This is a genomic window from Ruegeria sp. CH2 (genome assembly GCF_056537065.1).
In genome coordinates, this window is the sequence record NZ_JBQFQV010000012.1 from 49637 (window position 1) to 73044 (window position 23408).

Consider the following 23408-nt stretch of genomic DNA (forward strand, 5'->3'; position numbering starts at 1 on the left):
GCACAACGCGAAAGGGGGGGGAAGGGCCAAGGGTTTACAACTTTGTGTCAATCTCTAGGGTTGGCCGCTTAACCCCTAAAAACGGCCGGAGGCCACTATGACCGAAATCAAGCAAGGTGACACGGTTCGCATCCATTACACAGGGACATTGTTGGATGGCAAAGTCTTTGACAGTTCGGATGGGCGCGATCCGTTGGAGTTCGTGGTAGGATCGGGCCAGATCATTCCCGGTCTGGACAGTGCCATGCCCGGTTTGTCCGCAGGTGACAAGAAACGGGTCGAGATTGCCTGTACCGACGCCTACGGCCCGATCAACCCTGCGATGCGTCAGGAAATCCCCCGCGAGGGTATTCCCGAGGATATTCCGCTGGATCCGGGCACTCAACTGCAGATGCAGACACCGGACGGTCAGGCCGTACCTGTGACAGTTGTGGACGCCAACGAAGCGACTGTGATCCTGGATGGAAACCATCCGTTGGCCGGTCAGGATCTGGTGTTTGAGATTGAAGTCGTCTCGATCAATTGAGACATAGTTCGGGTTGGAACGACCGCCCGGACTTCAGCCGATCAAAGCTTCAACAGCTGCGCGCACCTGTGGCTGGGTGAAAAAGACGAACACCAGCAGCAATGATGTCAGCGCGAGCAGCAGCACTCTGGCCCGCTGGCTGAGGAAACCGGACTTCTTCCGGCTTTGCACTGATCGTGCGTTGTTTGCAATGATTTGATCTAGCTTGCTCATATCGAAGTCCTGCCGCCCAAAGATGGTGAAATCTTGGCGGCGGCAGGGAAAGATATGGTCACATGAAATCGGGTTGCGGCATGCCCAAGACGTGGAAACCACCGTCAACGCGGATGATTTCGCCAGACGTGCAGGCTCCCGCATCAGATGTCAGGTAAACTGCGGTCCCGCCAACAGCTTCCAGAGTGGCATTCGAACGCATCGGCGCATTCTGATCGCAGAACTTATATGTCCTGCGCGCCCCGCCAATGGCGGCACCGGCAAGGGTTTTCATCGGTCCCGGTGAGATTGCGTTCACGCGGATACCATCCGGGCCAAGGTCATTGGCCAGATAACGGGTCGCCGATTCCAGCGCCGCCTTGGCAACACCCATGACGTTGTAGTTCGGTACCACCCGGTTTGATCCCTGATAGGTCAGCGTCAGCAGCGAACCCCCATTGTCCTTCATCATCGGATACGCGCGGCGTGCCACCTCGATAAAGGAATAGGCCGACACGTCCATCGAGTGTTTGAAGTTCGCCCGCGTGGTATTCAGAAACCGACCTGTCAGCTCGGATTTATCCGAATACGCAATGGCATGAACGACAAAGTCGATGGTGGGCCAACGCTGGGCCAGTTCACCAAAGGCACGATCCAGTGACTCGTCGTCGGTCACATCGGCATCCACCATGAAATCGCTGCCAAGGCTTTGAGCGAGAGGTTCCAGCCGTTTGCCGAAAGCCTCGCCCTGATAGGTGAAGGCCAGTTCTGCGCCTGCCTCGTGCATGGCCTTGGCAATGCCCCACGCGATCGAGCGGTCATTGGCCACGCCCATGATCAGGCCGCGCTTACCTTTGAGAAGATCCGACATCACTTTCACCCGTTATACTTAGACAGAATCATGGACCCGTTGGTGCCGCCAAAGCCGAAGCTGTTGGTCATGACACTGTCCAGTCCTGCGTTTTCAACCACTTCAGTTGCAATTTCACCGGGCAGGATGCCTTGGGCGAGTGTGTCGACATTGATCGACGGCGTAATGAAATCATTGTCCAGCATGAGTAGGCAGAAGATCGCCTCAAGCGCTCCTGCCGCGCCTTGCGCGTGGCCAGTCATTGATTTGGTCGAGGAAATCGGTGGCACGTTACCTTCACCGAAGATTCGGCGCACAGCCTCTACTTCGCCCACATCACCGACAGGTGTCGAGGTCCCATGTGCATTGATATAGCCGACCTTGCGACCTTCGGGCAGTGTGTCCAACGCCAGCCGCATCGCGCGCTCGCCGCCTTCACCCGAAGGGGCCACCATGTCGTGGCCATCCGAGGTAGCAGCATAGCCGGTGACTTCGGCATAAATCTTTGCGCCGCGGGCCAGAGCGTGCTCCAACTCCTCCAGAACGAGGATGCCGCCGCCACCGGAAATCACAAACCCGTCACGGTTTTCGTCAAACGCGCGCGAGGCTTTCTCGGGCGTGTCGTTATATTTCGACGACATCGCGCCCATCGCATCGAACAGGCACGAAAGTGTCCAGTCCAGTTCCTCGCCGCCGCCAGCGAACATGACGTCCTGCTTGCCCAGCATGATCTGTTCGGCCGCGTTGCCGATGCAATGCAGTGAGGTCGAGCAGGCCGAGGTGATCGAATAGTTGATACCCTTGATCTTGAATGCGGTCGCCAGGTTTGCCGAGATTGTCGAACACATGCATTTCGGCACTGCGAACGGCCCGATCCGCTTGGTCGCACCTGTCTTCAGAACGGTCTGATGCGCCGTCAGCATCGCGCTTGTCGACGGGCCGCCGGATCCAGCCACCAAACCTGTGCGCGGGTTGACTACCTGGTCCTCGGTCAGACCAGAATCTGCAATGGCCTGAGACATGGCGATATGAGCGTAAGCCGCGCCCGGACCCATGAAGCGCAGGGTGCGTTTGTCCACGTGTTCAGCCACGTCAATCTTGAGCGTTCCCGCGATCTGACTGCGAAACCCATGTTCCGCCATCTGTTCGCTGGCTTCGATCCCGGATTTACCTGCTTTGAGCGAGGCCAGAACCTCTTGGGCATTATTCCCGATCGAAGACACTACCCCCAGACCGGTGACGACTACTCGACGCATGTGCGCACTCCTTATTTCGGGTCGGTCAGGCTCAGGCCTCGGACAGAACGACCTTCATATCTTTGACATCATAGATCATCTCGCCATCGGCTTCGACGATTCCATCTGCCACACCCATGGTCAGGCGACGTGTCTGAATCGCCTTTTTGAAATCGATTTTATACGTTAGCATCTTGCGGTCGGGACGAACCATACCGGTCAGTTTCACTTCGCCCACGCCGACGGCCATGCCGCGCCCTTGCCAGCCACGCCAACCCAGGTTGAAACCGGTCAGCTGCCATAGACCGTCAAGGCCCAGGCAACCCGGCATAATCGGGTTGCCGGGAAAATGGCAGTCAAAGAACCAAAGGTCAGGGGTGATATCGAATTCGGCCAGCACATGTCCTTTGCCATGCAGGCCACCATCATCCGAGATGTCGGTGATCCGGTCCATCATCAGCATTGGCGGGGCGGGCAATTGTGCATTGCCGGGGCCAAATAATTCGCCGCGGGCGCATTTCAGCAGATCGTCTTTGTCAAAACTGCTTGGGAACTGGGCCATTCTTGCCGCCTCTCCTGCCGTGGGTCCGTTCGTTATATCTGGCCTCGTCTAGCACCCGTTTGCAAGGTCCTGCAAGAGCAGCGGCCACATCATGTTGTGTATGCCGCGTTCTTTGCGAATGAATTTCATTTGAAATTGCCAACCATGCGCTCCTATATATAATGGAAGTGACTATGGGTATTGGATCAATGACACCGCAGAGCGGCGAAATAGCAACGGGTTGGCTGGTGAACGCCGGCCTGCGTCCGACGCGTCAGCGTGTGGCGTTGGCCGAGCTTCTGGTGGGCGATGGCCGCCATCGTCACGTCACCGCCGAGAGCCTGTTTGAATCGGCCAAGGCGAATGGTGACGCTGTGTCCCTGGCGACGGTATACAATACCCTGCGCGCGTTTTGCGACGCTGGTGTTCTGCAGGAAATTACTGTGGACGGGTCAAAAAGCTATTTCGACACGAACACGCATGACCACCCCCATTTTTATTGGGAAGACGAGGCGCGCCTGAGTGATGCGCCATCGGACCAATTGGTGATCCAGCGCCTGCCCGAAGCGCCCGAGGGTGTCGAGATTGCCTCGGTCGACGTTGTCATTCGCCTGCGCAAAAAGTAGCGCCAAGACCACCTTTCAAACTTGCCAACAACAAGCGTTCAACCTGATCAGTGGTCGCGTCAGCGGGCCCTGTTCCGTGGCGCGCAAGAACAACGGATTCAGTTGCGTCCTGATCGCTGATCGGAACACTGACAAGACGTTTATTGTCATAACTGACCGGGCTAAGCGGGCTGGTATAGCTGATCCCGATCCCTTCGCCATGGGCGGCAAGACTGCGCTGAATCTCGATCGATGCCGCCCTATGGGCGACAGTCGGGTGCAGACCGTTGCGCCGAAAGAGACTGAGGATGTGTTGTGCCGACAAGCCTTCTGTTGACAGGATCAACGGTTGAGCGGCCAAGTCAGCCAGCGAGACCGTGCCCGCTGTCGCCAACGGATGATCCGGGGGCATAAGGGCCTTTGGCCGACTGTCGAACAGTTTTGCGCGTGTGAACCCCGCGTCCATTGTCAGCTCGTAAGTGATTGCAACATCGATCTGGCCATCAATCAATCTGTTCAACAGCCCTTCGAAGGAGGCGGCAAAATAAGTGATAGCGATGTTTGGGAAAGCATCGCGCAAATGGTGCAGGGCGGGTGCCAGCAGGAAGGGCGCGAGGTCCGTAAAACACCCCAGTCTTAGACGTGTCGTGCCTGGCGACGGAGTTTCTGATGCCTCGATTTGGGCTGCGTCTTTCAGCAGGGTCTCGGCCTGATCGATGAATTTTCGCCCCTGAGGTGTCAGCGCCATGGCCGAACCTCGGCGGCGGATAAACAGCGGGTATCCCAAATGTGCTTCGACACGCGTCAGGGCGGTGGACAGTGCTGGTTGTGAAACATTCAGGTATTGTGCGGCGGCGGACACGCTGCCGTGGCGCCCGACTGCGCAAACATATTCGTACTGACGCAGTGAAATGTATAACATGAAGTTAATTATAGCTTCGAAAGATATAATTTGAACAGAACACGCCTTCAACGCAAAAGATTGAAAAACGAATGGAGACCCAGATGCCCCACCCGCTTGTTACCCAAGAGATGATCACAACGTATCAGGATGATGGCGTCGTTCTGATCAAAGGCCTTTTTGCAGATTATGTGGATCAACTGCGCGACGGCATTGCCGCGAATATGGCAGAGCCTGGCCCGTATGCATCAGAAAACAAGAAAGAGGGTCAAACGGGTCTGTTCTTTGACGATTACTGCAACTGGACCCGCATTCCGCAGTTCCGCGAGGTGATCGAAAACTCGCCCGCGGCCGAGGTCGCCGCGGACCTGATGCAGTCGAGAAGTGTGCAGGTGTTTCACGACCACGTATTGGTCAAAGAGCCCGGGACATCCATGGCCACGCCCTGGCATCAGGATGGCCCATATTACTTCGTAGAAGGTCAGCAAACCATCAGCTTCTGGTCTCCGCTGGATCCGGTCAGGCAGGCGACGTTGCGCTGCGTCGCAGGCTCTCACCGGTGGGAAAAAGAGGTGCTGCCAACCCGCTGGGTTTCAGAGGAAGGTTTTTTCCCCGATGAAGGGCAGTACATTCCCGTGCCGGACCCAGATGCCGAGGGCATGAAAGTCGTTGAATTCGAAATGGACCCCGGTGACGCCGTTGCCTTCAATTATCGCACCCTTCACGGTGCGCGGGGCAACCAGTCAGACAGCCGTCGCCGCGCCTTTTCTCTGCGGCTGGTCGGCGATGACGCGCGGTATGTAGAGCGCCCAGGCAGAACCTCTCCACCTTTTCCCGGCCATGGCATGACACCGGGGCAGCGTCTTCGTGAAGACTGGTTTCCGGTCCTGTTTCAGCGCTGAGGCGCTTCAGAACCATTGGCCTGATTCGATCAGACCCAGATCCAGCAGCTGCCGCGAGTGCCATTCAAAAGGCACGGAGTTGCGCCAGCTAAAATTTGGAATGTCAAAAGTCGACCCGGCATTTGTTTTGAGCGCCTTCGCAGCGCGGAAGGAACAAATAGCTGCGGTCATGTTGTGATGCCAAGGGCAGGAATAGGTATTGTATTCCGGCTCATTGAACGTGTGGTCGGATTTCAGGATCAGGCCCTTTTGCGCCTTGAACAGGGCGATGCGGTCGATGCGACGGCGTTCATAGGGAATGTGATCCTCGAACCGCCAGCGCAAGCCACCTGACAGGTCAACCTGCCGGTCCAGCGGTTGGCCGTCAGGGTCGTGGCGTGATTGGGCATAGTAACCCGTTTTGTCGAACAAAGCCTGTTCAGGGGCGACGCCGTTGGGAAAAGCGGTCAGGTCCTCGGCATAAAGGTCGATGACGTAGCTCAGCATAGCGTTGCGGCGTTCTTCGCTGTGAAAGGCCAGCATTTCGCCAATGCTGCGCGTTTCGCAGAACGGAAAGAACAGGTACTCGGCGTTATAGCAGTAATACATCCAGATGCTGGGTGCGGCCTGAATTATTCTGTTCAGGGTATCGACAACCACCGTTCGGGGAACGCACTTCAAGGTGACCCGATGCACCCGGTCGGTCAACGCGGGCTCCAGTCGGAACTCCTGAGGCATGAAGGCGATAACGGATTTGAACCCTAGTTTCAGATGGTGATGCAGAGTACTTTCCAACTCGACCTCATCCTCGGCAAAGACCATCGCAACGGGGCCTTGCGCCATTGCGGGCTGCCCGGCTTTCAGGAAATGGTCGAGGGAATCGTATTGCATCGGCTGTTTTCAGTTTTGTCTTGCTGGAAAGTTCCGCCAAATTCGGGTAATTGCGCCCGCATTGCAAGCGGCGTTCGAAGCATATAGACGACGCCGGTCCAGCGAATGCAAAGGCCCGTCTCATGTCCGAACCGAAGAAGCTGTTTATCAAGACCTATGGCTGTCAGATGAATGTCTATGACAGTGAACGCATGTCCGAGGCGCTGGGCGGGCAGGGCTACGTTGAAACCCAGACCCCCGAAGATGCGGATATGATCCTGCTGAACACGTGCCACATCCGCGAGAAAGCGGCAGAAAAAGTGTATTCCGAACTGGGGCGCTTCAAGGGTCTGAAGGCCGAGAAGCCTGATCTGAAAATCGGCGTGGCGGGCTGTGTTGCTCAGGCGGAAGGCGAAGAGATCATGCGCCGCCAGCCGCTGGTTGATCTGGTGGTCGGCCCGCAAAGCTATCACCGCCTGCCCGAGATGGAGGCAAAGACCCGAGCGGGCGAAAAGGCGCTGGACACGGATTTCCCCGAAGAAGACAAGTTCGAAAAATTGAAAAACCGCCCCAAGGCCAAGCGCGGACCGACGGCGTTTTTGACTGTTCAGGAGGGCTGCGATAAATTCTGCGCCTTCTGCGTGGTTCCTTATACACGCGGTGCTGAAGTCAGCCGCCCAGCCGATCGCATCATCCGCGAAGCCCATGATCTGGTCGAACGCGGGGTACGCGAGATCACGTTGCTGGGCCAAAACGTCAACGCCTATCACGGTGCCGGGGCGAATGGTGACATGACGCTTGCCGGCTTGATCTGGGAACTGAACAAGGTCGACGGGCTGGAACGCATCCGCTTTACCACCTCGCACCCAAACGACATGGCCGACGATCTGATCGAGGCGCATGGCACCTGTGACAAGCTGATGCCTTATCTGCACCTGCCGGTTCAGTCGGGTTCGGACCGTATCCTCAAGCGGATGAACCGTAGCCATACGGCAGAAAGCTATCTGCGGCTGGTCGAACGCATTCGTGCGGCGCGTCCAGATATCGTGATGTCGGGGGACTTCATTGTTGGTTTCCCAGAAGAGACCGAAGATGATTTTCAGGCCACGATGGATTTGGTCGAAGAGGTCAAATACGGCTATGCCTATTCCTTCAAATACTCCACACGTCCGGGAACCCCGGCAGCTGAACGGTCGCAGGTTGATCCGGCTGCGGCAGATGAACGGTTGCAGCGGCTTCAGGCCTTGATCACGCGCCATCAGCGAGAGATTCAGGACGGTATGGTCGGACGCACTGTCCGCGTTCTTTTCGAAAAACCGGGTCGCTTGTCCGGGCAGATGGTTGGAAAGTCCGAATATTTGCATTCGGTGCACGTAAAAGGACCAGAGATCGCCACGGGTGACTTGAGAGAAGTCCGGATCACTGAGTCCGGGGCGAATTCTCTGGCCGGTGAGTTGTTGTAGGTCGGTGTAAACACCTCCCGGACACCATAGTTGGTGTTTGTTTCCAAAATTTACCCTTGATTTATTGCTTGGAACTATGCTCCGAGAGGAGCCATGGTTTTTTGGGCGCAAGGATCTGCGTCTGCAAATCGGCGATATGCCGGTCCCGGAAAACGGGATGAGGGAGGTACGAGTGTCGACTATCAAGAGCTTTGGGAGCCTGAGCAGGTTGAAAACACTGACGCTAACTGCCGCTGTTACACTGATTGCCGGCGTATCCATGGCCGGTGATTTGAAAGGTGACATAAGCGATCCGGAAGTGGTCAGCCCGAAAAGATTCAGCAGCGATGTCCGCGCTTTTTACCTGGGACTTACCGGCGGTTATGGCTCTGGCGGGGACGATCGGTTTGGCCTGACAACGCCCGGCGGACAGTTTGATATCGGTGATCAGGATTTATCCGGAACATACGGGGGCCTCCGGGGCGGCTGGCGTGGTGTCTTACCAGCTGCAGGTGGGCGCGACTACGTCTATGGCTTTGAAGTCGGGTATGAATTCGCATCCCTAGACGACACTGTCAGCAGGCGGATCGGCGGCGTCAATGTGCAAGGCGGAACAGAGATATCGGATGTTCTGGCAGTCCGATTTCGCAATGGTCTGACAAACCGCAGCGGACGAATTCTGTATTTCTTCAGTGTCGGATATCTGTGGGGCGATGTGGAAACAACCAACAGTATTGCATCGGGCACTTCGGTTCAGAATTTCTCGGTGTCAGATCGGCGGAACGGCTATTCGGCAAGCATAGGGGCCGAGCATAAGTTGTCGGGCAATTGGTCGATTACGGGCGAATATGAATATGTCCAGTTCCAATCAAAGGACGTCCAGTTCAGTTCTGGCTTCTCCACTAAGTCCACACCAAAATACAGCGGCTTGAGAATCGGGCTGAATTACACCTTCTGATGTACATCCAATCGGCAACCGATCACCATTAAATCGGCTGTTATGACATCTCAGCATTTATTTTTGAAACTGTGGCTTGCGCCTACCAAGATTTGTTGTCTACGCTCGGGGTGAACAGCCAAGACAGGAGAGCGGATTGGCCATCGGTGCCCTGACCCCACCGCAAGATGAAATGCCCCAACACGAGGCGTTCGTAGAATTTCCCGACAACCGATTGCTGATTGACCTGTGCGGTGAATATGACCGCAATCTGGCCGAGATCGAAACAAAGCTTTCGGTCCAGATTGTGCGCCGCGGCAATCAGCTTGTTGTGATGGGCGATGAAGATGCTCAGAAACAGGCGGTTGAGGTACTTCAATCGCTGTATACAAGGCTTGAAGGTGGGCGCGAGGTTGAGGCCGCAGACGTCGATCGCGAGTTGAGGATGGGTGTTTCAGAACAGGGAACCGGAAGCCGGGATGGCGACCAGCTTGAAATGTTCAAGGGCGGTTCGGTCGAGATCAAGACCCGCAAGAAGCTGGTTGAACCGCGCACCGACGCCCAGAAAGCCTATGTCCAGTCACTGTTCAACAATGAGCTGGCCTTTGGAATTGGTCCCGCGGGGACGGGTAAGACCTATCTGGCAGTGGCGGTCGGGGTTTCGATGTTCATCGGCGGACATGTGGATCGAATCATCCTGAGCCGTCCGGCGGTCGAGGCGGGCGAAAAACTGGGTTATTTGCCGGGTGACATGAAGGACAAGGTCGACCCTTACATGCAACCGCTTTATGACGCGTTGAACGATTTTCTGCCCGGAAAACAGTTGGCCAAACTGATCGAAGAGAAACGAATCGAAATCGCTCCGCTGGCCTTTATGCGTGGTCGTACGCTGGCCAACGCATTTGTTGTTCTGGATGAAGCTCAAAACGCCACCACGATGCAGATGAAGATGTTTCTGACCCGTCTGGGTGAAGGAAGCCGCATGGTCATCACCGGCGACCGGTCACAGGTAGATTTGCCGCGTGGCGTTCAATCGGGCCTGGCGGATGCTGAGAGGTTGTTGAAAACGATCCCGAATATCAGTTTCAACTACTTCACCTCAAAAGACGTGGTGCGTCACCCGCTTGTCGCCGCGATCATCGAGGCGTATGAGGCCGATGCGGGCCGTGAAACCACGTGAGCACATAGCCCGTTAACGAGGCTGTTGCGCGGGAAGATGACCCTGGATCTCATTTTCGAAGACGAAAGGTGGCAAGACCTGGAGGTCTTGTCACAAAAGTCGATTGACGCCGTTCTGGCCCATTGCGGACTGGTGCCGGAACAGTGCGAAGTCAGTATATTGGCGTGCAACGACGCGCGGATTTCAGAACTGAACGCAGAATTTCGCGGCAAACCGACGCCCACCAATGTGTTGAGCTGGCCTGCGGAAGACCTGGCTCCGGACGAGCCAGGGCAAACACCACGCCTGCCAGAGCCTGATTTTACCGGTGAGATTGTTCTGGGTGATATTGCGATTTCCTATGACACTTGCGTCCGCGAGGCGGCCGAAGCCAACAAAGCAATGAATGATCACGTGACCCATTTGCTGGTTCACGGAACGTTGCATTTGCTGGGTTATGATCACATTCGTGACCCCGATGCCACCTTGATGGAAGGGATTGAGGTCAAGATACTTGGCAAATTGGGTATTGATGACCCATATAAGGTGTAATGTGGGTTCAAGACCCGATCAGTTGGAACAAGGTAATGGGCGATATAGAAGGCAGTTCTAGGGCGGCGCAAAGCGCGCAACCTCAGGACAGCAGTACTGAAACGGAAGAGAAAACCGGTCTGTTTTCTCGAATCCTTGATGTGTTTTCGAGCGAAGATACTCAACCGGACCAGTCGGTGAACGGACAAAACGCGGCTGTGGCGCAGCCACGCGGGATGATTAACCTGCGCCGGATGCGTGTTGAGGATGTTGCCATCCCTACCGCTGAAATTGTCTCGGTACCTTCGACGATCACAAAAGATGAACTGGCGGATGTTTTCCGGAGCAGTGGTATGTCGAGGATTCCAGTCTATGAGGGAACCTTGGATACACCGCTTGGTTTTGTTCACCTCAAGGATTTTGCTCTGACCCACGGTTTCAACGGTGGGGGTAAAAATTTTGATCTGACCTCTATGCTGCGAACGCTATTGTTCGTGCCGCCATCCATGCCAATCGGCGTCTTGTTGACCAAGATGCAAACCGAGCGGCGTCACATGGCATTGGTGATTGATGAATATGGCGGCGTTGATGGTCTGCTGACGATCGAAGACCTGATCGAGCAGGTCGTGGGTGAAATCGCTGACGAGCATGATGCGGATGAAGACCAGCTTTGGGTGCAGGAAAAGCCCGGATGCTATGTGGTACAGGCGCGTGTGCCGCTCGAAGATTTCGAGGCCGAGATTGGCCGGTCTCTGACCAGTCATGAAGACGTCGACGAAGAGGAAATCGATACTCTGGGCGGGCTTGTCTTTATGCTCTCCGGCCGCGTTCCGGCGCGGGGTGAGGTTGTCATTCACCCAGAGGGCCCGGAATTCGAAGTGATCGAAGCCGATCCACGCCGTATCAAACGGCTGCGCGTCATGCTGCCGGGCGTTGCTGCATGACCCCAGTACGGGGCTGGCCATTATCGTTGAGATTGTTGGTCGCTGCCGCCCTTGGCGGGGCGGGCGCGTTTGGTCAGGCGCCTCATTTGTATTGGGGCGCAACCGTTTTGGCTCTGGTCCTGATTGTGCCGATTTTCCTTGCCAGCGAAACCCGAGGCCGGGCGGCATGGGTCGGCTGGGCCTTCGCGACCGGCTATTTTGCCCATGCCCTTGGCTGGATCATTGAGCCGTTTCAGGTAGATGCTGAACGACATGCCTGGATGGCCCCGTTTGCGTTAGTATTCTTGGCGGGCGGACTGGCCTTGTTCTGGGCTGCCGCCTTTGGCCTGTCGCGCAATATTGGTGCCACGCCCATTCGTCAGGGCATATTACTGGTTGCAGTCTTGTCCCTGGCCGAGGTGGCGCGTGGATATGTGCTGACCGGCTTTCCATGGGCTGGCGTCGCGCAGATCTGGGTGGATACACCGGTGGCTCAGGTGCTGTCTCTGGTTGGGCCAAATGGGTTGAACGCGCTGACCTTAGCCGCAACATTCCCAATTGGCGCGGCATTGGCGCAGGATAAACCCTTGAACGGTTTGGTGCGGACCCTGGGTTGTACCGGCGTGATGGCAGCGATGGCGATTGCCTACGGGTTGACGCGACCCGTCGTTCAGGACGGTTCACATCTGGTTCGCGTGGTCCAGCCGAATGCCCCTCAGCACCAAAAATGGGATCCGGCATATGCGCCTTTGTTTTTCGCGCGTCAGGTTGAATATACCGCAGCCTTTCCCAGACCCGACCTGATTGTCTGGCCCGAGACCGCAGTTCCAGCTTGGTTAGGTGGCGCACAACCGTTTCTGTCAACTGTTGCGGATGCCGCGCAGGGTGTGCCGGTGATATTGGGGATTCAGCGCGCAGAAGGCCCGAGAATCTTCAACTCGCTGGTCTATCTGGATGAAACCAGGCGTCAGGCAGGGTTGTATGACAAACACCACTTGGCGCCTTTCGGTGAATACGTCCCCTTGGGTGACCTGATGGGGCGTTTCGGGGTCAGTGGTCTGGCGGCCACAACCGGGCACGGGTTCAGCGCGGGGCCGGGTCCCGCCCTGTTGGACCTCGGCAAGCTTGGAAGCGCATTGCCCCTGATTTGCTACGAAGCCATTTTCCCGCAAGATGTGAATGGTGCGCCGGGTCGGGCTGACTTCTTATTGCAGATCACAAATGACGCGTGGTTTGGTACGCGGTCGGGACCGTTTCAACACCTGGTGCAAGCCCGGATGAGGGCAATTGAGCAGGGCTTGCCGATGATCCGTTCGGCCAATACCGGTGTATCGGCCATGATTGACCCATTGGGTCGGGTGACTGCGTCGTTGGCTCTGGGTGAGGCAGGATATGTGGACGCCGTGCTGCCGCAACCACACCGTCGCACGACTTATGCACGTATCGGGGACAGTCCGATCGTTGTTGTCTTACTGTTTATTCTGGCGATGGCGCTGTTTGGTACTCGCGGCAACCGGGCAATTAGAGATTGACCCCAACTTTGGGCAAGCGTATGCGTCTGTGGTCTGCCACAACGGCTTCCTGGCGTGGCGGAGAAACCTTAATGGAGCACATTTATGTCCCGACAGAACTATACTTTTACTTCGGAATCCGTTTCTGAAGGGCACCCGGATAAGGTCTGTGACCGTATCTCGGATGCTGTCCTTGATGCATTTCTAAACGAAGAGCCTGAGGCGCGCGTGGCCTGCGAAACCTTTGCCACGACCAACCGCATCGTTATCGGTGGCGAAGTTGGTCTGTCGGACAAGGACAAACTGCATGACTACATGAGCCGCATCGACGAAATTGCGCGCGAGTGCGTGAAAGACATCGGATACGAGCAGGACAAGTTCCACCACGAAACAGTCGAGGTGACGAACCTTCTGCACGAACAATCCGCCCATATCGCGCAGGGCGTGGATGCCGCGGACAACAAGGACGAAGGCGCTGGCGACCAGGGCATCATGTTTGGCTTTGCCACAACCGAGACGCCTGCGCTTATGCCTGCGCCGATCCAGTATTCGCACGCAATCCTGCGGCGTCTGGCCGAAGTGCGCAAGAACGGCACCGAACCTGCACTGGGGCCGGATGCGAAATCTCAGTTGTCTGTCGTTTATCAAAACGGCAAACCGGTCGGTGTCAGCTCGATCGTTCTGTCGACGCAGCATCTGGATGAGGCGCTGACATCGGATGATATCCGCGCCATCGTTGAACCCTATATCCGTGAAACTCTGCCCGAAGGCTGGCTGTCGGCCGAAACCGAATGGCACGTCAACCCGACCGGCAAATTCGTTATTGGCGGGCCGGATGGCGACGCGGGTCTGACCGGTCGTAAGATCATCGTGGATACCTATGGTGGCGCAGCCCCGCATGGTGGCGGTGCTTTCTCGGGCAAAGACCCGACCAAGGTTGACCGTTCGGCGGCCTATGCCGCGCGCTACCTAGCGAAAAACGTCGTAGCCGCCGGTATGGCCGAGCGCTGCACCATTCAGTTGAGCTATGCCATTGGCGTATCGAAGCCGCTTTCGATTTACGCAGACACGCATGGCACGGGTCAGGTTGCAGATGCGGCGATCGAAAAAGCAGTTGGTCAGATCATGGATCTGACGCCACGCGGCATTCGTCAGCACCTTCAGCTGAACAAGCCGATCTACCAGCGTACAGCGGCTTACGGGCACTTTGGCCGCGAACCGGATGCGGATGGCGGTTTTAGCTGGGAACGCACTGATCTGGTCGACGCGCTGAAATCAGCAGTTTGATCTGAAAAATCCAAAGCGCGCCTTCAGGGGCGCGCTTTTTCTTTGGGGCGGTGCACGCTCTTGCAACGTGCTCCGCTGCGCAGTATGGCCACCGCCATGAGCACCGATACCCCACAACGCCCGCGCAGAAACTTTTATGGCCGCTTCAAGGGCAAGACCCTGAAGCCCAGTCAAAAAACCTATCTGAACGAAGATCTGGCTGAATTGTCGCCCGGTGCTGTGGACTGGGACACCAACCCTGAACGCAGGCCGCTGGACCTGGACGGTCTGTTCGGCGGCAAGCCGGTCTGGTTGGAAGTCGGCTTTGGCGGTGGTGAGCATCTGGTGCACCAGGCGCAAAACAATCCTGACATTGGCATCATCGGGGCCGAGCCATACATCAACGGTGTTGCCATGCTGCTGGGCAAAATCCGTCAGGCAGGTGTTGAAAACCTTGCCGTGCACCCTGGCGATGCGCGCGATCTGTTCGACGTGCTGCCAGAGGCCAGCATTTCGCGCGCGTTCCTTCTCTATCCCGATCCATGGCCCAAAACGCGGCATCATCGCCGTCGATTTGTAACCCAGGAACATCTTGAGCCATTGGCAAAGGTGCTGAAACCCGGGGCGATCTTCCGGGTTGCTACTGACATTCCCGATTACGTGCGTCAGACATTGGAAGAAGTTCCGCGCGCCGGGTTTGAATGGCTGGCGGAACGTCCTTCGGACTGGCGCGAACCTTGGGACGACTGGATTTCTACGCGATACGAACAGAAGGCGCTACGCGAGGGTCGGACACCTCACTACCTGACCTTCCGACGCAATGGCTGATTGCCGCTGGACCAACGGGCGTCAATTCGCTAATCGGCTTGAGCACTGATAGCGCAAAAGGAGCCCTCATGTCCGGACACGGCACGCCCATCCCGATGACCTCGCATCCCTGCGGCCCGCTGACCGGCATGGCAGAGGTGCCCGGCGACAAGTCGATTTCGCACCGGTCGCTGATCCTTGGCGCAATGGCCGTGGGTGAAACCCGGATTTCGGGCTTGCTGGAGGGCGAAGACGTTCTGGATACCGCCAAGGCGATGCGTGCCTTCGGTGCCGAGGTCACAGATCACGGAAACGGGGAATGGACAGTGCACGGCGTGGGTGTCGGTGGCTTCGCCGAACCGGGTCAGGTGATCGACTGTGGCAACTCGGGAACCGGTGTGCGGCTGATCATGGGGGCGATGGCGACCTCTCCGATCACTGCGACATTTACCGGTGATGCCAGCCTGAACAAACGCCCCATGGCGCGTGTTACAGACCCTCTGGCCCTGTTTGGGGCAGAGTCGGTTGGGCGATCCGGCGGGCGCTTGCCGATGACCATCGTTGGCGCGGCGGACCCGACCCCTGTGCGATACGAAGTTCCTGTGCCGTCGGCGCAGGTGAAATCTGCCGTTTTGCTGGCGGGTCTGAATGCTCCCGGAAAGACCGTTGTGATCGAGAAAGAGGCCACGCGTGACCATTCCGAACGGATGCTGGCTGCATTTGGTGCCGAGATCACCGTCGAGGATACCGATGAGGGCCGAGTTATCACTTTGACCGGTCGCCCGGAACTGAAGCCGCAGGTCATCGCTGTACCGCGCGATGCGTCCAGTGCGGCTTTTCCGGTTTGCGCGGCGTTGATCACACCTGGATCCGATGTTTTGGTGCCTGGGATCGGTTTGAACCCCACACGCGCGGGCCTCTTTACGACCTTGCGCGAGATGGGCGCTGATCTGACCTATGAAAACGAACGCGAAGAGGGAGGCGAGCCAGTCGCCGATTTGCGCGCCAAGTACTCGCCCAACATGAAAGGCATCGACGTTCCTTCCGAGCGTGCCGCCTCAATGATCGATGAATACCCGGTTCTGTCGGTAGTGGCTGCAAATGCCACAGGCACAACGATGATGGGCGGCGTGAAAGAGCTGCGCGTGAAGGAAAGCGACCGGATTGACGCCATGGCGCGTGGCCTGCGCGCCAACGGGGTGACTGTTGCCGAAGGTGATGACTGGTGGTCGGTTGAAGGGCTGGGCATCGGCAACGTTCCGGGAGGAGGCACCTGCGAGAGCTTTCTGGATCACCGCATCGCCATGTCGTTCATGGTGATGGGTATGGGGGCACAGAGCCCCGTGAGTGTGGATGACGGCGGCCCGATCGCGACGTCGTTCCCGATCTTTGAACCACTGATGGAGTCGCTGGGTGCAAAGGTAGAGCGCACTTGAGTTTCACTGTTGCCATTGACGGACCAGCGGCTGCGGGCAAGGGCACGATATCAAAGGCCGTGGCGGCGCATTTCGGCTTTGCTCATCTGGACACGGGTTTGCTGTATCGCGCTGTCGGAAGGCGTACGCTTGAGGGGGAAAGCGCGATTGAAGCCGCGCAGTCTCTGACCGCAGAGGAGCTTGAGAAGGGCGACCTGCGCACGGCCGACGTTGCGCAGGCAGCTTCCAAAGTGGCGGTTCTTCCAGAGGTTCGCGCTGCCTTGGTCGATTTTCAGCGCGCCTTTTCCCGCAGGGCAGGTGGGGCCGTTCTGGACGGTCGTGATATTGGCACGGTGATTTGTCCAGATGCCGAAGTGAAGCTGTTTGTAACAGCCAGTGCAGAAGTGCGCGCCGAGCGGCGCTTCCTGGAGCTTAGTGCAAAAGGCGCTGACGTAACCCGTGAACAGGTTCTGGCGGACGTCAGAGAACGGGACGCGCGGGATGCTGAGCGCAGCACCGCTCCGATGAAACCCGCCGAGGATGCCGTGCAGTTGGACACCACCGATCTGAGTATCGAGGCGGCGTTGGCCAAAGCCCTTGAGGTGATCAACGCAAAACTGCCCGCGACGCGTTAACGCCGCGGGCAAACGGGTCAGGTCTTACAGCTCGCCCACGGCGACGCTTTTGATATTCACCCATTGGTCATCCGCCGTTTTTGCGGTGGTGACAACGTCCTTCAAAAAGGCTGCCCGGGTTTCCGCGTTCAGGAACAGAAACAATTTTCCGTCTGCGACAAGGTATTGATCCGGGTCACCGTCAAATTTCTTGCCGACTGATACGCCGAACGAACAGAAGCCACCGTGCTGCGGCAGGTATGCGGCAGGGTTTGCCTCGAACGCTTCACGGTTCGCGGCGGACGTGAAATAATAGGAGGCTCCGTCATAAGTTGACGAATGAGTGGCGAAGCCTTCGACCGGGTTGCCATCATTGACCAATGCAACCAGATCAACCCCATGCGCGGCCAGCGGCGCACCGGCGGCTGAAAGGCCGTTGGACACGTTGATTTCGTCAGCGGCAAAGGCTGGGGTGGACAGGGCAACTGCAGTCGCCATGGCGGCAAAGATGAGAGATTTCATGATATTTTCCCTTTGGTTCTGGTTTCGGGTCGATCGCTTTGTCGACCGATAAGGCAAAGCTAGGGAAAGGATGCGGAACGTTTAATCTCAGATACGCCACCAGATCTTGCAGATCGTACAAAAAGGCGAATGGCTGGCGTTCAATCTGCAAATCTCCACCATCCATCCCGAGACGTAGGAAGCCGGGCGCTGGGTGACGCGCGGAACGTTGAGACATATCACCTTTGCGTTGCAAGCTGAGGCTCAGCCGCGTGGTTCGGTTCCCGGTACCAGGATTCCTTCTGACAAGAACCTGCCGCGGACCATGCAGACTTGTTCAGTCAGAATCCGCTATCGTTCAGATTGCCAAATCGCATTGGGGATCAGCGTTAGGCAGGAGTTCCTGCGCGCGCTGCCGCGCACCATAGGCTTTGCACTTGCACCGGCTCAAGATTCAGCCTATACGCGCGCTGTCGATACAAGGGCGGTCAACGTCCGGATGACGTTTCTGAGCAGGGCCGGGTTACCTCGGCCCTTTGTGTTTGTTTGCTCAGGGGCGCACCGGATCACGCTTGAAGACATCATGAAACAAGACCGGCGGAGACAACCGCTCGGCCAGCAAAAACGTACTGTAAAGGAAATGAACGCCACATGGCTAACGCATCCATGGAGGAATTCGAAGCCCTCCTGAATGAAAGCTTCGAAATGGACACGCCCGAAGAGGGTTCTGTTGTCAAAGGCAAGATTCTGGCGATTGAAGCCGGTCAAGCCATCATCGACGTAGGCTATAAAATGGAAGGCCGCGTTGATCTGAAAGAATTCGCAAATCCCGGCGAAGCCCCTGAAATCGCTGTCGGTGACGAGGTCGAAGTTTACTTGCGCGCCGCAGAAAACGCCCGTGGCGAAGCCGTCATCTCGCGCGAGATGGCCCGCCGCGAAGAGGCATGGGACCGTCTGGAAAAAGCATATGCCGACGACCAGCGTGTCGATGGTGCAATCTTTGGCCGCGTCAAAGGTGGCTTCACCGTCGATCTGGGTGGCGCGGTTGCGTTCCTGCCCGGTTCGCAGGTTGACGTACGCCCCGTACGCGACGCAGGCCCGCTGATGGGTCTGAAGCAGCCGTTCCAGATCCTGAAAATGGACCGCCGCCGTGGCAACATCGTTGTGTCGCGCCGCGCAATCCTGGAAGAATCGCGTGCCGAACAGCGCGCCGAAGTCATCGGCAACCTGACCGAAGGTCAGAACGTCGAGGGCGTGGTCAAGAACATCACCGAATACGGTGCATTCGTTGACCTGGGCGGCGTTGATGGTCTGCTGCACGTCACTGACATGGCATGGCGTCGTGTGAACCACCCGTCCGAGATCCTGACGATCGGTGAAACCATCAAGGTTCAGGTCATCAAGATCAACAAAGACACCCACCGCATCAGCCTGGGCATGAAGCAGCTTCAGGAAGATCCGTGGGATCTGGTTGCTGCCAAGTACCCTCTGGGCTCGGTCCATCAGGGTCGCGTCACCAATATCACCGACTACGGCGCATTCGTCGAACTGGAAGCCGGTGTCGAAGGTCTGGTGCACGTGTCCGAGATGTCCTGGACCAAGAAAAACGTCCACCCCGGCAAGATCGTCTCGACCAGCCAGGAAGTCGACGTCATGGTTCTGGAAATCGACGGTGCCAAGCGCCGCGTGTCTCTGGGCCTGAAGCAGACTCAGCGCAACCCATGGGAAGTGTTTGCAGAAACCCACCCCGAGGGCACCGAAGTCGAAGGCGAAGTCAAGAACATCACCGAATTCGGTCTGTTCATCGGCCTCGAAGGCGACATCGACGGCATGGTTCACCTGTCGGACCTGTCCTGGGACGAGCGTGGCGAGGATGCGATCCAGAACTACCGCAAGGGCGACATGGTTTCGGCCGTTGTCTCGGAAGTGGATGTCGAGAAAGAGCGTATCTCGCTGTCGATCAAAGCTCTGGGCGGTGACAAGTTCGCAGAAGCCGTTGGCGGCGTGAAGCGTGGCTCGGTCATCACTGTCGAAGTGACTGCAATCGAAGATGGCGGCATCGAGGTCGAGTACGAAGGCATGAAGTCGTTCATCCGTCGTTCCGACCTGTCGCGTGACCGTTCCGAACAGCGCCCCGAGCGTTTCTCGGTCGGTGACAAGGTTGATGTCCGCGTAACCAACGTCGACAGCAAGACCCGTCGTCTGGGTCTGTCGATCAAGGCACGCGAGATCGCAGAAGAGAAAGAAGCCGTGGAACAGTACGGTTCTTCCGACTCGGGCGCGTCGCTGGGCGACATTCTGGGTGCAGCGCTGAAGTCTGGCGACTAAGCCCGGGGCGCATCCCAAGCATGATTTACGGCCTCGCATGGAAGTGCGGGGCCGTTTTTGTTGCGAATCAACATGTTCCAAACACGCTGTTTAAACTCGATAATGTTCGCGCTTGAAGTGTGTAAATCGCCCTGTCGGGCAAAATTTCGCGTGAGAATATGGCAAAATAAAGCCTCAACACGCAGAGTATCCGTTCCCCCGTTCTGGGTTTTTTCCTATACTGTCAAAACAGTAGACCTGTCACACCGGCTGCCTGGGAGGGTATCACGAATGATCCGTTCAGAACTGATTCAGAAAATCGCTGACGAAAACCCGCATCTCTATCAGCGTGATGTCGAGCGGATTGTGAACACCGTGTTCGAAGAAGTCACCGATGCCATGGCGCGCGGCGACCGGGTCGAACTGCGTGGCTTTGGCGCGTTTTCGGTGAAAAAGCGGGATGCCCGCGTTGGGCGCAACCCCCGTACCGGTGAAACAGTTCAGGTCGAGGAAAAATGTGTGCCATTTTTCAAAACTGGTAAGTTGCTCAGGGATCGTTTGAACGGTAAAGCCTGACCTCATGATGCGTTACCTTCGATATGCTTTTCTTGGGACTCTCGGGATCGTTCTGATTTCCGTTTCCTTGGCAAATGTTCAGTCTGTAGAACTGAAACTGATGCCCGATGCTCTGGCCGAGCTTCTGGGCTTTAACGTCAGTACCTCTTTACCACTTTTTCTGGTCGTTCTGGGCGGTGTTGTCGCCGGTTTGATCATCGGTTTCATGTGGGAATGGCTGCGGGAACACAAACACCGCCGCGATGCGACCGTGAAAAAGGGCGAGGTCCGCAAGCTTGAACGCGAGGTCAAGAAGCTCAAGAAAAAGCAGAACGAGGGTAAGGATGATGTTCTGGCCCTGCTTGACGAGGCCAGCTGAGGCTTATGTCTACCGATGTGTCCGTTAAAATCTGCGGTTTGACCGCCTCAGAACATGTGCGCGCAGCCGTTGCAGCCGGTGCGCGCTATGTCGGGTTCAACTTTTTTCCCAAATCGCCCCGTTACGCACCGATACCGCAAGCCGCGGCGTTGGCCGCCGAAGTACCAGTCGGCGTCGCCAAGGTCGCTCTGGCCGTGAATTTCTCGGACGCGCAGCTTGATGAGATTGTCGCGGGGGTTCCGCTGGATATGTTGCAGCTTCACGGCGGAGAGAGCCCCGAGCGTGTGGCAGAGATCAAGCAGCGCTATGGCCTGCCCGTCATCAAGGCGATCGGTGTTGCGGAGGCCGAGGATTTGGCTGCGATTGATCTGTATTCCGAAGTTGCAGACCAGCTTCTGATCGATGCAAAGCCGCCGAAGAATTCGGAACTTCCCGGCGGCAACGGTCTTCCTTTTGACTGGCGGCTGCTGGCAGGTCGAAAATATTGGCGCAGGCCGTGGATGTTGTCCGGTGGTCTGAACCCAGACAATGTCGCTGAGGCGATCCGCATGACGGGTGCGCGGCAAGTCGATGTGGCGTCGGGTGTTGAAAGCGCGCCGGGCGTAAAGGACGCTGGACTGATACAGGCATTTATCGACGCGACACGCTGATTTTGTTTGCCGCTGCCAGGGGGCGACATGGTGCGTTTTGCCATGGCAAATCCCGCGACGACCACCTATGAAAGTCAGGTACGACGAGGGAGACACCCATGGCCAACGATCTTTTCAATTCCTTCATGTCCGGCCCTGACGAGCAAGGGCGCTTTGGCATATTCGGCGGGCGTTTTGTCAGCGAAACGCTGATGCCGCTGATCCTGTCACTGGAAGAGGAATACAACAAAGCCAAGGATGATCCGACCTTCTGGGCCGAGATGGATGATCTGTGGGCCAACTATGTGGGCCGCCCCTCACCTCTGTATTTCGCGGAACGCCTGACCGAGCATCTGGGCGGGGCGAAGATCTATCTGAAACGTGATGAGCTGAACCACACCGGCGCACACAAGATCAACAACGTGCTGGGCCAGATCATTCTGGCGCGACGCATGGGCAAGACCCGGATCATTGCCGAGACCGGGGCAGGGCAGCACGGTGTGGCCACAGCCACGGTCTGCGCGAAATTTGGTTTGAAATGCATCGTCTATATGGGTGCCCATGACGTGCAACGTCAGGCCCCGAACGTGTTTCGTATGCGCCTGCTGGGGGCCGAGGTGATCCCTGTGACCTCGGGTCGCGGTACGCTGAAGGACGCGATGAATGACGCGCTGCGTGACTGGGTGACCAATGTGCGCGATACGTTCTACTGCATCGGCACAGTGGCCGGTCCGCACCCATACCCGGCGATGGTGCGTGATTTCCAGTCGATCATAGGCAAGGAAGCGAAAGAGCAGATGATGAAGGCCGAAGGCCGTCTGCCGGATACGATCATTGCGGCTATCGGCGGTGGCTCGAACGCGATGGGCCTGTTCTATCCTTTCCTTGATGACAAGGACGTCAATATCATCGGCGTTGAAGCCGGCGGTAAAGGTGTAAACGAAAAGATGGAGCATTGTGCCTCGCTGACAGGCGGTCGTCCGGGCGTTCTGCATGGCAACCGCACCTATCTGTTGCAGGATGATGACGGGCAGATTCTGGAAGGCTACTCGATCTCGGCCGGTCTGGACTATCCGGGTATCGGGCCCGAACATTCCTGGTTGCATGAGGTTGGTCGCGCGACTTACGTCTCGATTACCGACAAGGAAGCGCTTGAGGCATTCCAGCTGTGCTGTGCCACAGAGGGTATCATTCCGGCGCTGGAACCCAGCCACGCTCTGGCGCATGTCATGAAGATCGCGCCCGAGTTGCCCAAGGACCACCTGATCTGCATGAACATGTGTGGACGCGGTGACAAGGATGTTCAGACCGTCGCAAAATACCTGAACTTCGATATGTCTGACACCGAGGGTCGCACTGTCGGTTGATTTCGAACCGGAGCCACATGCCCCGGTTTACAGTCTCGATCAATCAAGCTGCCGGGAAAACCCGTCGGTCCACCCGTGATTGTAGCGCCGGTCCGAAATGGTCTTCGGATCTAATTGCTGTTTTGCGGAGCGCAGATGGATTGTTGCTCCTACCCGTCGTGTCATCCGGTTTTGTCATCGTATGCTCGCCGTCGCAAGCGATCCTTTTGGACCCGCCGGAGCCCGGCCAAAGAATCGCCCACAAGCGATATCGCCCTGTTCCACTTGCGCCCGAAGGTTTCCAAATGGTGGTCAGTGCGGCAAGTGGAGCCACACTGTTGTAAAATTGCTGAAATTTCAGCGATTATGTCCCTTCTGTCTTTGCAGACGAGTTTCCAGCGTAGCCTGCCTCAGGTTTCTTTCTCCGCGCGACGACACTGTAAATACTGGGTGTTTCAAGCTGTTTGAGAGTTAGCCTTGGTCAA

At 57.1% G+C, this 23408-nt stretch carries 25 protein-coding genes and 1 riboswitch; of the genes, 18 read left to right on the top strand and 7 right to left on the bottom strand.

Annotation, left to right across the window (positions count from 1 at the left end; genetic code table 11):
- Positions 1-97 precede the first annotated feature (97 nt).
- Positions 98-526, top strand: coding sequence for an FKBP-type peptidyl-prolyl cis-trans isomerase (locus ACR0M9_RS15480; protein ID WP_480774035.1), 429 nt, complete (start codon positions 98-100; stop codon positions 524-526).
- Positions 527-559: 33 nt separating this feature from the next.
- On the opposite strand, the gene ACR0M9_RS15485 is transcribed toward ACR0M9_RS15480, so the two are convergent.
- The 4 genes from ACR0M9_RS15485 to fabA are packed head-to-tail and all read right to left on the bottom strand — an operon-like array spanning position 560 to position 3365.
- Complete coding sequence (locus tag ACR0M9_RS15485) at positions 560-739, bottom strand: hypothetical protein (protein ID WP_267366102.1); 180 nt, start codon at positions 737-739, stop codon at positions 560-562.
- A gap of 58 nt (positions 740-797) precedes the next feature.
- Positions 798-1589 carry an enoyl-ACP reductase FabI gene (locus ACR0M9_RS15490; protein ID WP_267366101.1) on the bottom strand — a complete coding sequence of 264 codons (792 nt, stop codon included), beginning with the start codon at positions 1587-1589 and terminating at the stop codon, positions 798-800.
- A 5-nt stretch (positions 1590-1594) separates the two neighbouring features.
- Positions 1595-2824, bottom strand: coding sequence for a beta-ketoacyl-ACP synthase I (gene fabB / locus ACR0M9_RS15495; protein WP_480507094.1), 1230 nt, complete (start codon positions 2822-2824; stop codon positions 1595-1597).
- Between the two features lie 31 nt (positions 2825-2855).
- Positions 2856-3365: a bifunctional 3-hydroxydecanoyl-ACP dehydratase/trans-2-decenoyl-ACP isomerase gene (gene fabA, locus ACR0M9_RS15500; protein ID WP_209598228.1), complete on the bottom strand. Its 510-nt coding sequence runs from the start codon at positions 3363-3365 to the stop codon at positions 2856-2858.
- Positions 3366-3553: 188 nt separating this feature from the next.
- Here fabA and irrA point away from each other — a divergent pair, with 188 nt between their 5' ends.
- Complete coding sequence (gene irrA, locus ACR0M9_RS15505) at positions 3554-3970, top strand: iron response transcriptional regulator IrrA (protein ID WP_209598312.1); 417 nt, start codon at positions 3554-3556, stop codon at positions 3968-3970.
- Here the strand turns inward: irrA and ACR0M9_RS15510 are convergent.
- Positions 3948-4871 carry a LysR family transcriptional regulator gene (locus ACR0M9_RS15510; RefSeq protein WP_480774036.1) on the bottom strand — a complete coding sequence of 308 codons (924 nt, stop codon included), beginning with the start codon at positions 4869-4871 and terminating at the stop codon, positions 3948-3950. The genes irrA and ACR0M9_RS15510 overlap by 23 nt on opposite strands.
- Positions 4872-4954: 83 nt before the next feature.
- On the opposite strand from ACR0M9_RS15510, the gene ACR0M9_RS15515 reads away from it, so the two are divergent.
- Positions 4955-5752: a phytanoyl-CoA dioxygenase family protein gene (locus ACR0M9_RS15515; protein ID WP_480774037.1), complete on the top strand. Its 798-nt coding sequence runs from the start codon at positions 4955-4957 to the stop codon at positions 5750-5752.
- A gap of 6 nt (positions 5753-5758) precedes the next feature.
- On the opposite strand, the gene ACR0M9_RS15520 is transcribed toward ACR0M9_RS15515, so the two are convergent.
- Entirely contained in the window at positions 5759-6622 is an 864-nt protein-coding gene (locus tag ACR0M9_RS15520) for a hypothetical protein (RefSeq protein WP_480774038.1), read from the bottom strand.
- 122 nt (positions 6623-6744) lie between these two features.
- On the opposite strand from ACR0M9_RS15520, the gene miaB reads away from it, so the two are divergent.
- The 10 genes from miaB (at position 6745) to ACR0M9_RS15570 (ending at position 17227) form a co-directional block, all read left to right on the top strand.
- Positions 6745-8064, top strand: a complete 1320-nt coding sequence (gene miaB, locus ACR0M9_RS15525; RefSeq protein ID WP_480488266.1) for a tRNA (N6-isopentenyl adenosine(37)-C2)-methylthiotransferase MiaB — start codon at positions 6745-6747, stop codon at positions 8062-8064.
- A gap of 172 nt (positions 8065-8236) precedes the next feature.
- The gene (locus ACR0M9_RS15530; protein ID WP_480488264.1) at positions 8237-9001 is read left to right on the top strand and encodes an outer membrane protein; all 765 of its coding nucleotides are present in this window, start codon (positions 8237-8239) and stop codon (positions 8999-9001) included.
- Between the two features lie 136 nt (positions 9002-9137).
- Positions 9138-10160 carry a PhoH family protein gene (locus tag ACR0M9_RS15535; RefSeq protein WP_209505382.1) on the top strand — a complete coding sequence of 341 codons (1023 nt, stop codon included), beginning with the start codon at positions 9138-9140 and terminating at the stop codon, positions 10158-10160.
- A gap of 36 nt (positions 10161-10196) precedes the next feature.
- Positions 10197-10691, top strand: a complete 495-nt coding sequence (gene ybeY / locus ACR0M9_RS15540; protein ID WP_480774039.1) for an rRNA maturation RNase YbeY — start codon at positions 10197-10199, stop codon at positions 10689-10691.
- Between the two features lie 35 nt (positions 10692-10726).
- Entirely contained in the window at positions 10727-11614 is an 888-nt protein-coding gene (locus tag ACR0M9_RS15545; RefSeq protein ID WP_480507086.1) for a hemolysin family protein, read from the top strand.
- Positions 11611-13125: an apolipoprotein N-acyltransferase gene (lnt, locus tag ACR0M9_RS15550; RefSeq protein ID WP_480774040.1), complete on the top strand. Its 1515-nt coding sequence runs from the start codon at positions 11611-11613 to the stop codon at positions 13123-13125. Before ACR0M9_RS15545 ends, lnt begins: the two co-directional genes overlap by 4 nt.
- A 30-nt stretch (positions 13126-13155) precedes the next feature.
- Positions 13156-13204, top strand: a riboswitch (SAM-SAH riboswitch).
- Positions 13205-13209: 5 nt separating this feature from the next.
- A complete protein-coding gene (gene metK / locus ACR0M9_RS15555) occupies positions 13210-14391 on the top strand; it encodes a methionine adenosyltransferase (protein WP_480774041.1) in 1182 nt (393 codons plus the stop codon).
- Positions 14392-14487: 96 nt separating this feature from the next.
- Positions 14488-15198 carry a tRNA (guanosine(46)-N7)-methyltransferase TrmB gene (trmB, locus tag ACR0M9_RS15560; protein ID WP_480774042.1) on the top strand — a complete coding sequence of 237 codons (711 nt, stop codon included), beginning with the start codon at positions 14488-14490 and terminating at the stop codon, positions 15196-15198.
- A 68-nt stretch (positions 15199-15266) separates the two neighbouring features.
- Entirely contained in the window at positions 15267-16613 is a 1347-nt protein-coding gene (gene aroA / locus ACR0M9_RS15565; protein WP_480774043.1) for a 3-phosphoshikimate 1-carboxyvinyltransferase, read from the top strand.
- Positions 16610-17227 carry a (d)CMP kinase gene (locus ACR0M9_RS15570; RefSeq protein WP_480774044.1) on the top strand — a complete coding sequence of 206 codons (618 nt, stop codon included), beginning with the start codon at positions 16610-16612 and terminating at the stop codon, positions 17225-17227. The genes aroA and ACR0M9_RS15570 overlap by 4 nt, the downstream gene beginning before the upstream one ends.
- Before the next feature lie 24 nt (positions 17228-17251).
- Here the strand turns inward: ACR0M9_RS15570 and ACR0M9_RS15575 are convergent, their stop codons facing one another.
- On the bottom strand, positions 17252-17728 hold the full coding sequence (locus tag ACR0M9_RS15575; RefSeq protein ID WP_480774045.1) for a YHS domain-containing (seleno)protein: 477 nt from the start codon (positions 17726-17728) through the stop codon (positions 17252-17254).
- 630 nt (positions 17729-18358) lie between these two features.
- Here ACR0M9_RS15575 and rpsA point away from each other — a divergent pair.
- The 5 genes from rpsA (at position 18359) to trpB (ending at position 22944) form a co-directional block, all read left to right on the top strand.
- On the top strand, positions 18359-20035 hold the full coding sequence (gene rpsA / locus ACR0M9_RS15580) for a 30S ribosomal protein S1 (protein ID WP_480484015.1): 1677 nt from the start codon (positions 18359-18361) through the stop codon (positions 20033-20035).
- Positions 20036-20305: 270 nt separating this feature from the next.
- The gene (ihfB, locus tag ACR0M9_RS15585; protein WP_050603110.1) at positions 20306-20590 is read left to right on the top strand and encodes an integration host factor subunit beta; all 285 of its coding nucleotides are present in this window, start codon (positions 20306-20308) and stop codon (positions 20588-20590) included.
- Positions 20591-20597: 7 nt separating this feature from the next.
- A complete protein-coding gene (locus ACR0M9_RS15590; protein WP_267365457.1) occupies positions 20598-20948 on the top strand; it encodes a LapA family protein in 351 nt (116 codons plus the stop codon).
- Between the two features lie 5 nt (positions 20949-20953).
- On the top strand, positions 20954-21598 hold the full coding sequence (locus ACR0M9_RS15595; protein WP_480484014.1) for a phosphoribosylanthranilate isomerase: 645 nt from the start codon (positions 20954-20956) through the stop codon (positions 21596-21598).
- A 98-nt stretch (positions 21599-21696) separates the two neighbouring features.
- Complete coding sequence (gene trpB, locus ACR0M9_RS15600; RefSeq protein WP_480559760.1) at positions 21697-22944, top strand: tryptophan synthase subunit beta; 1248 nt, start codon at positions 21697-21699, stop codon at positions 22942-22944.
- The last annotated feature ends 464 nt before the right edge of the window (positions 22945-23408 follow it).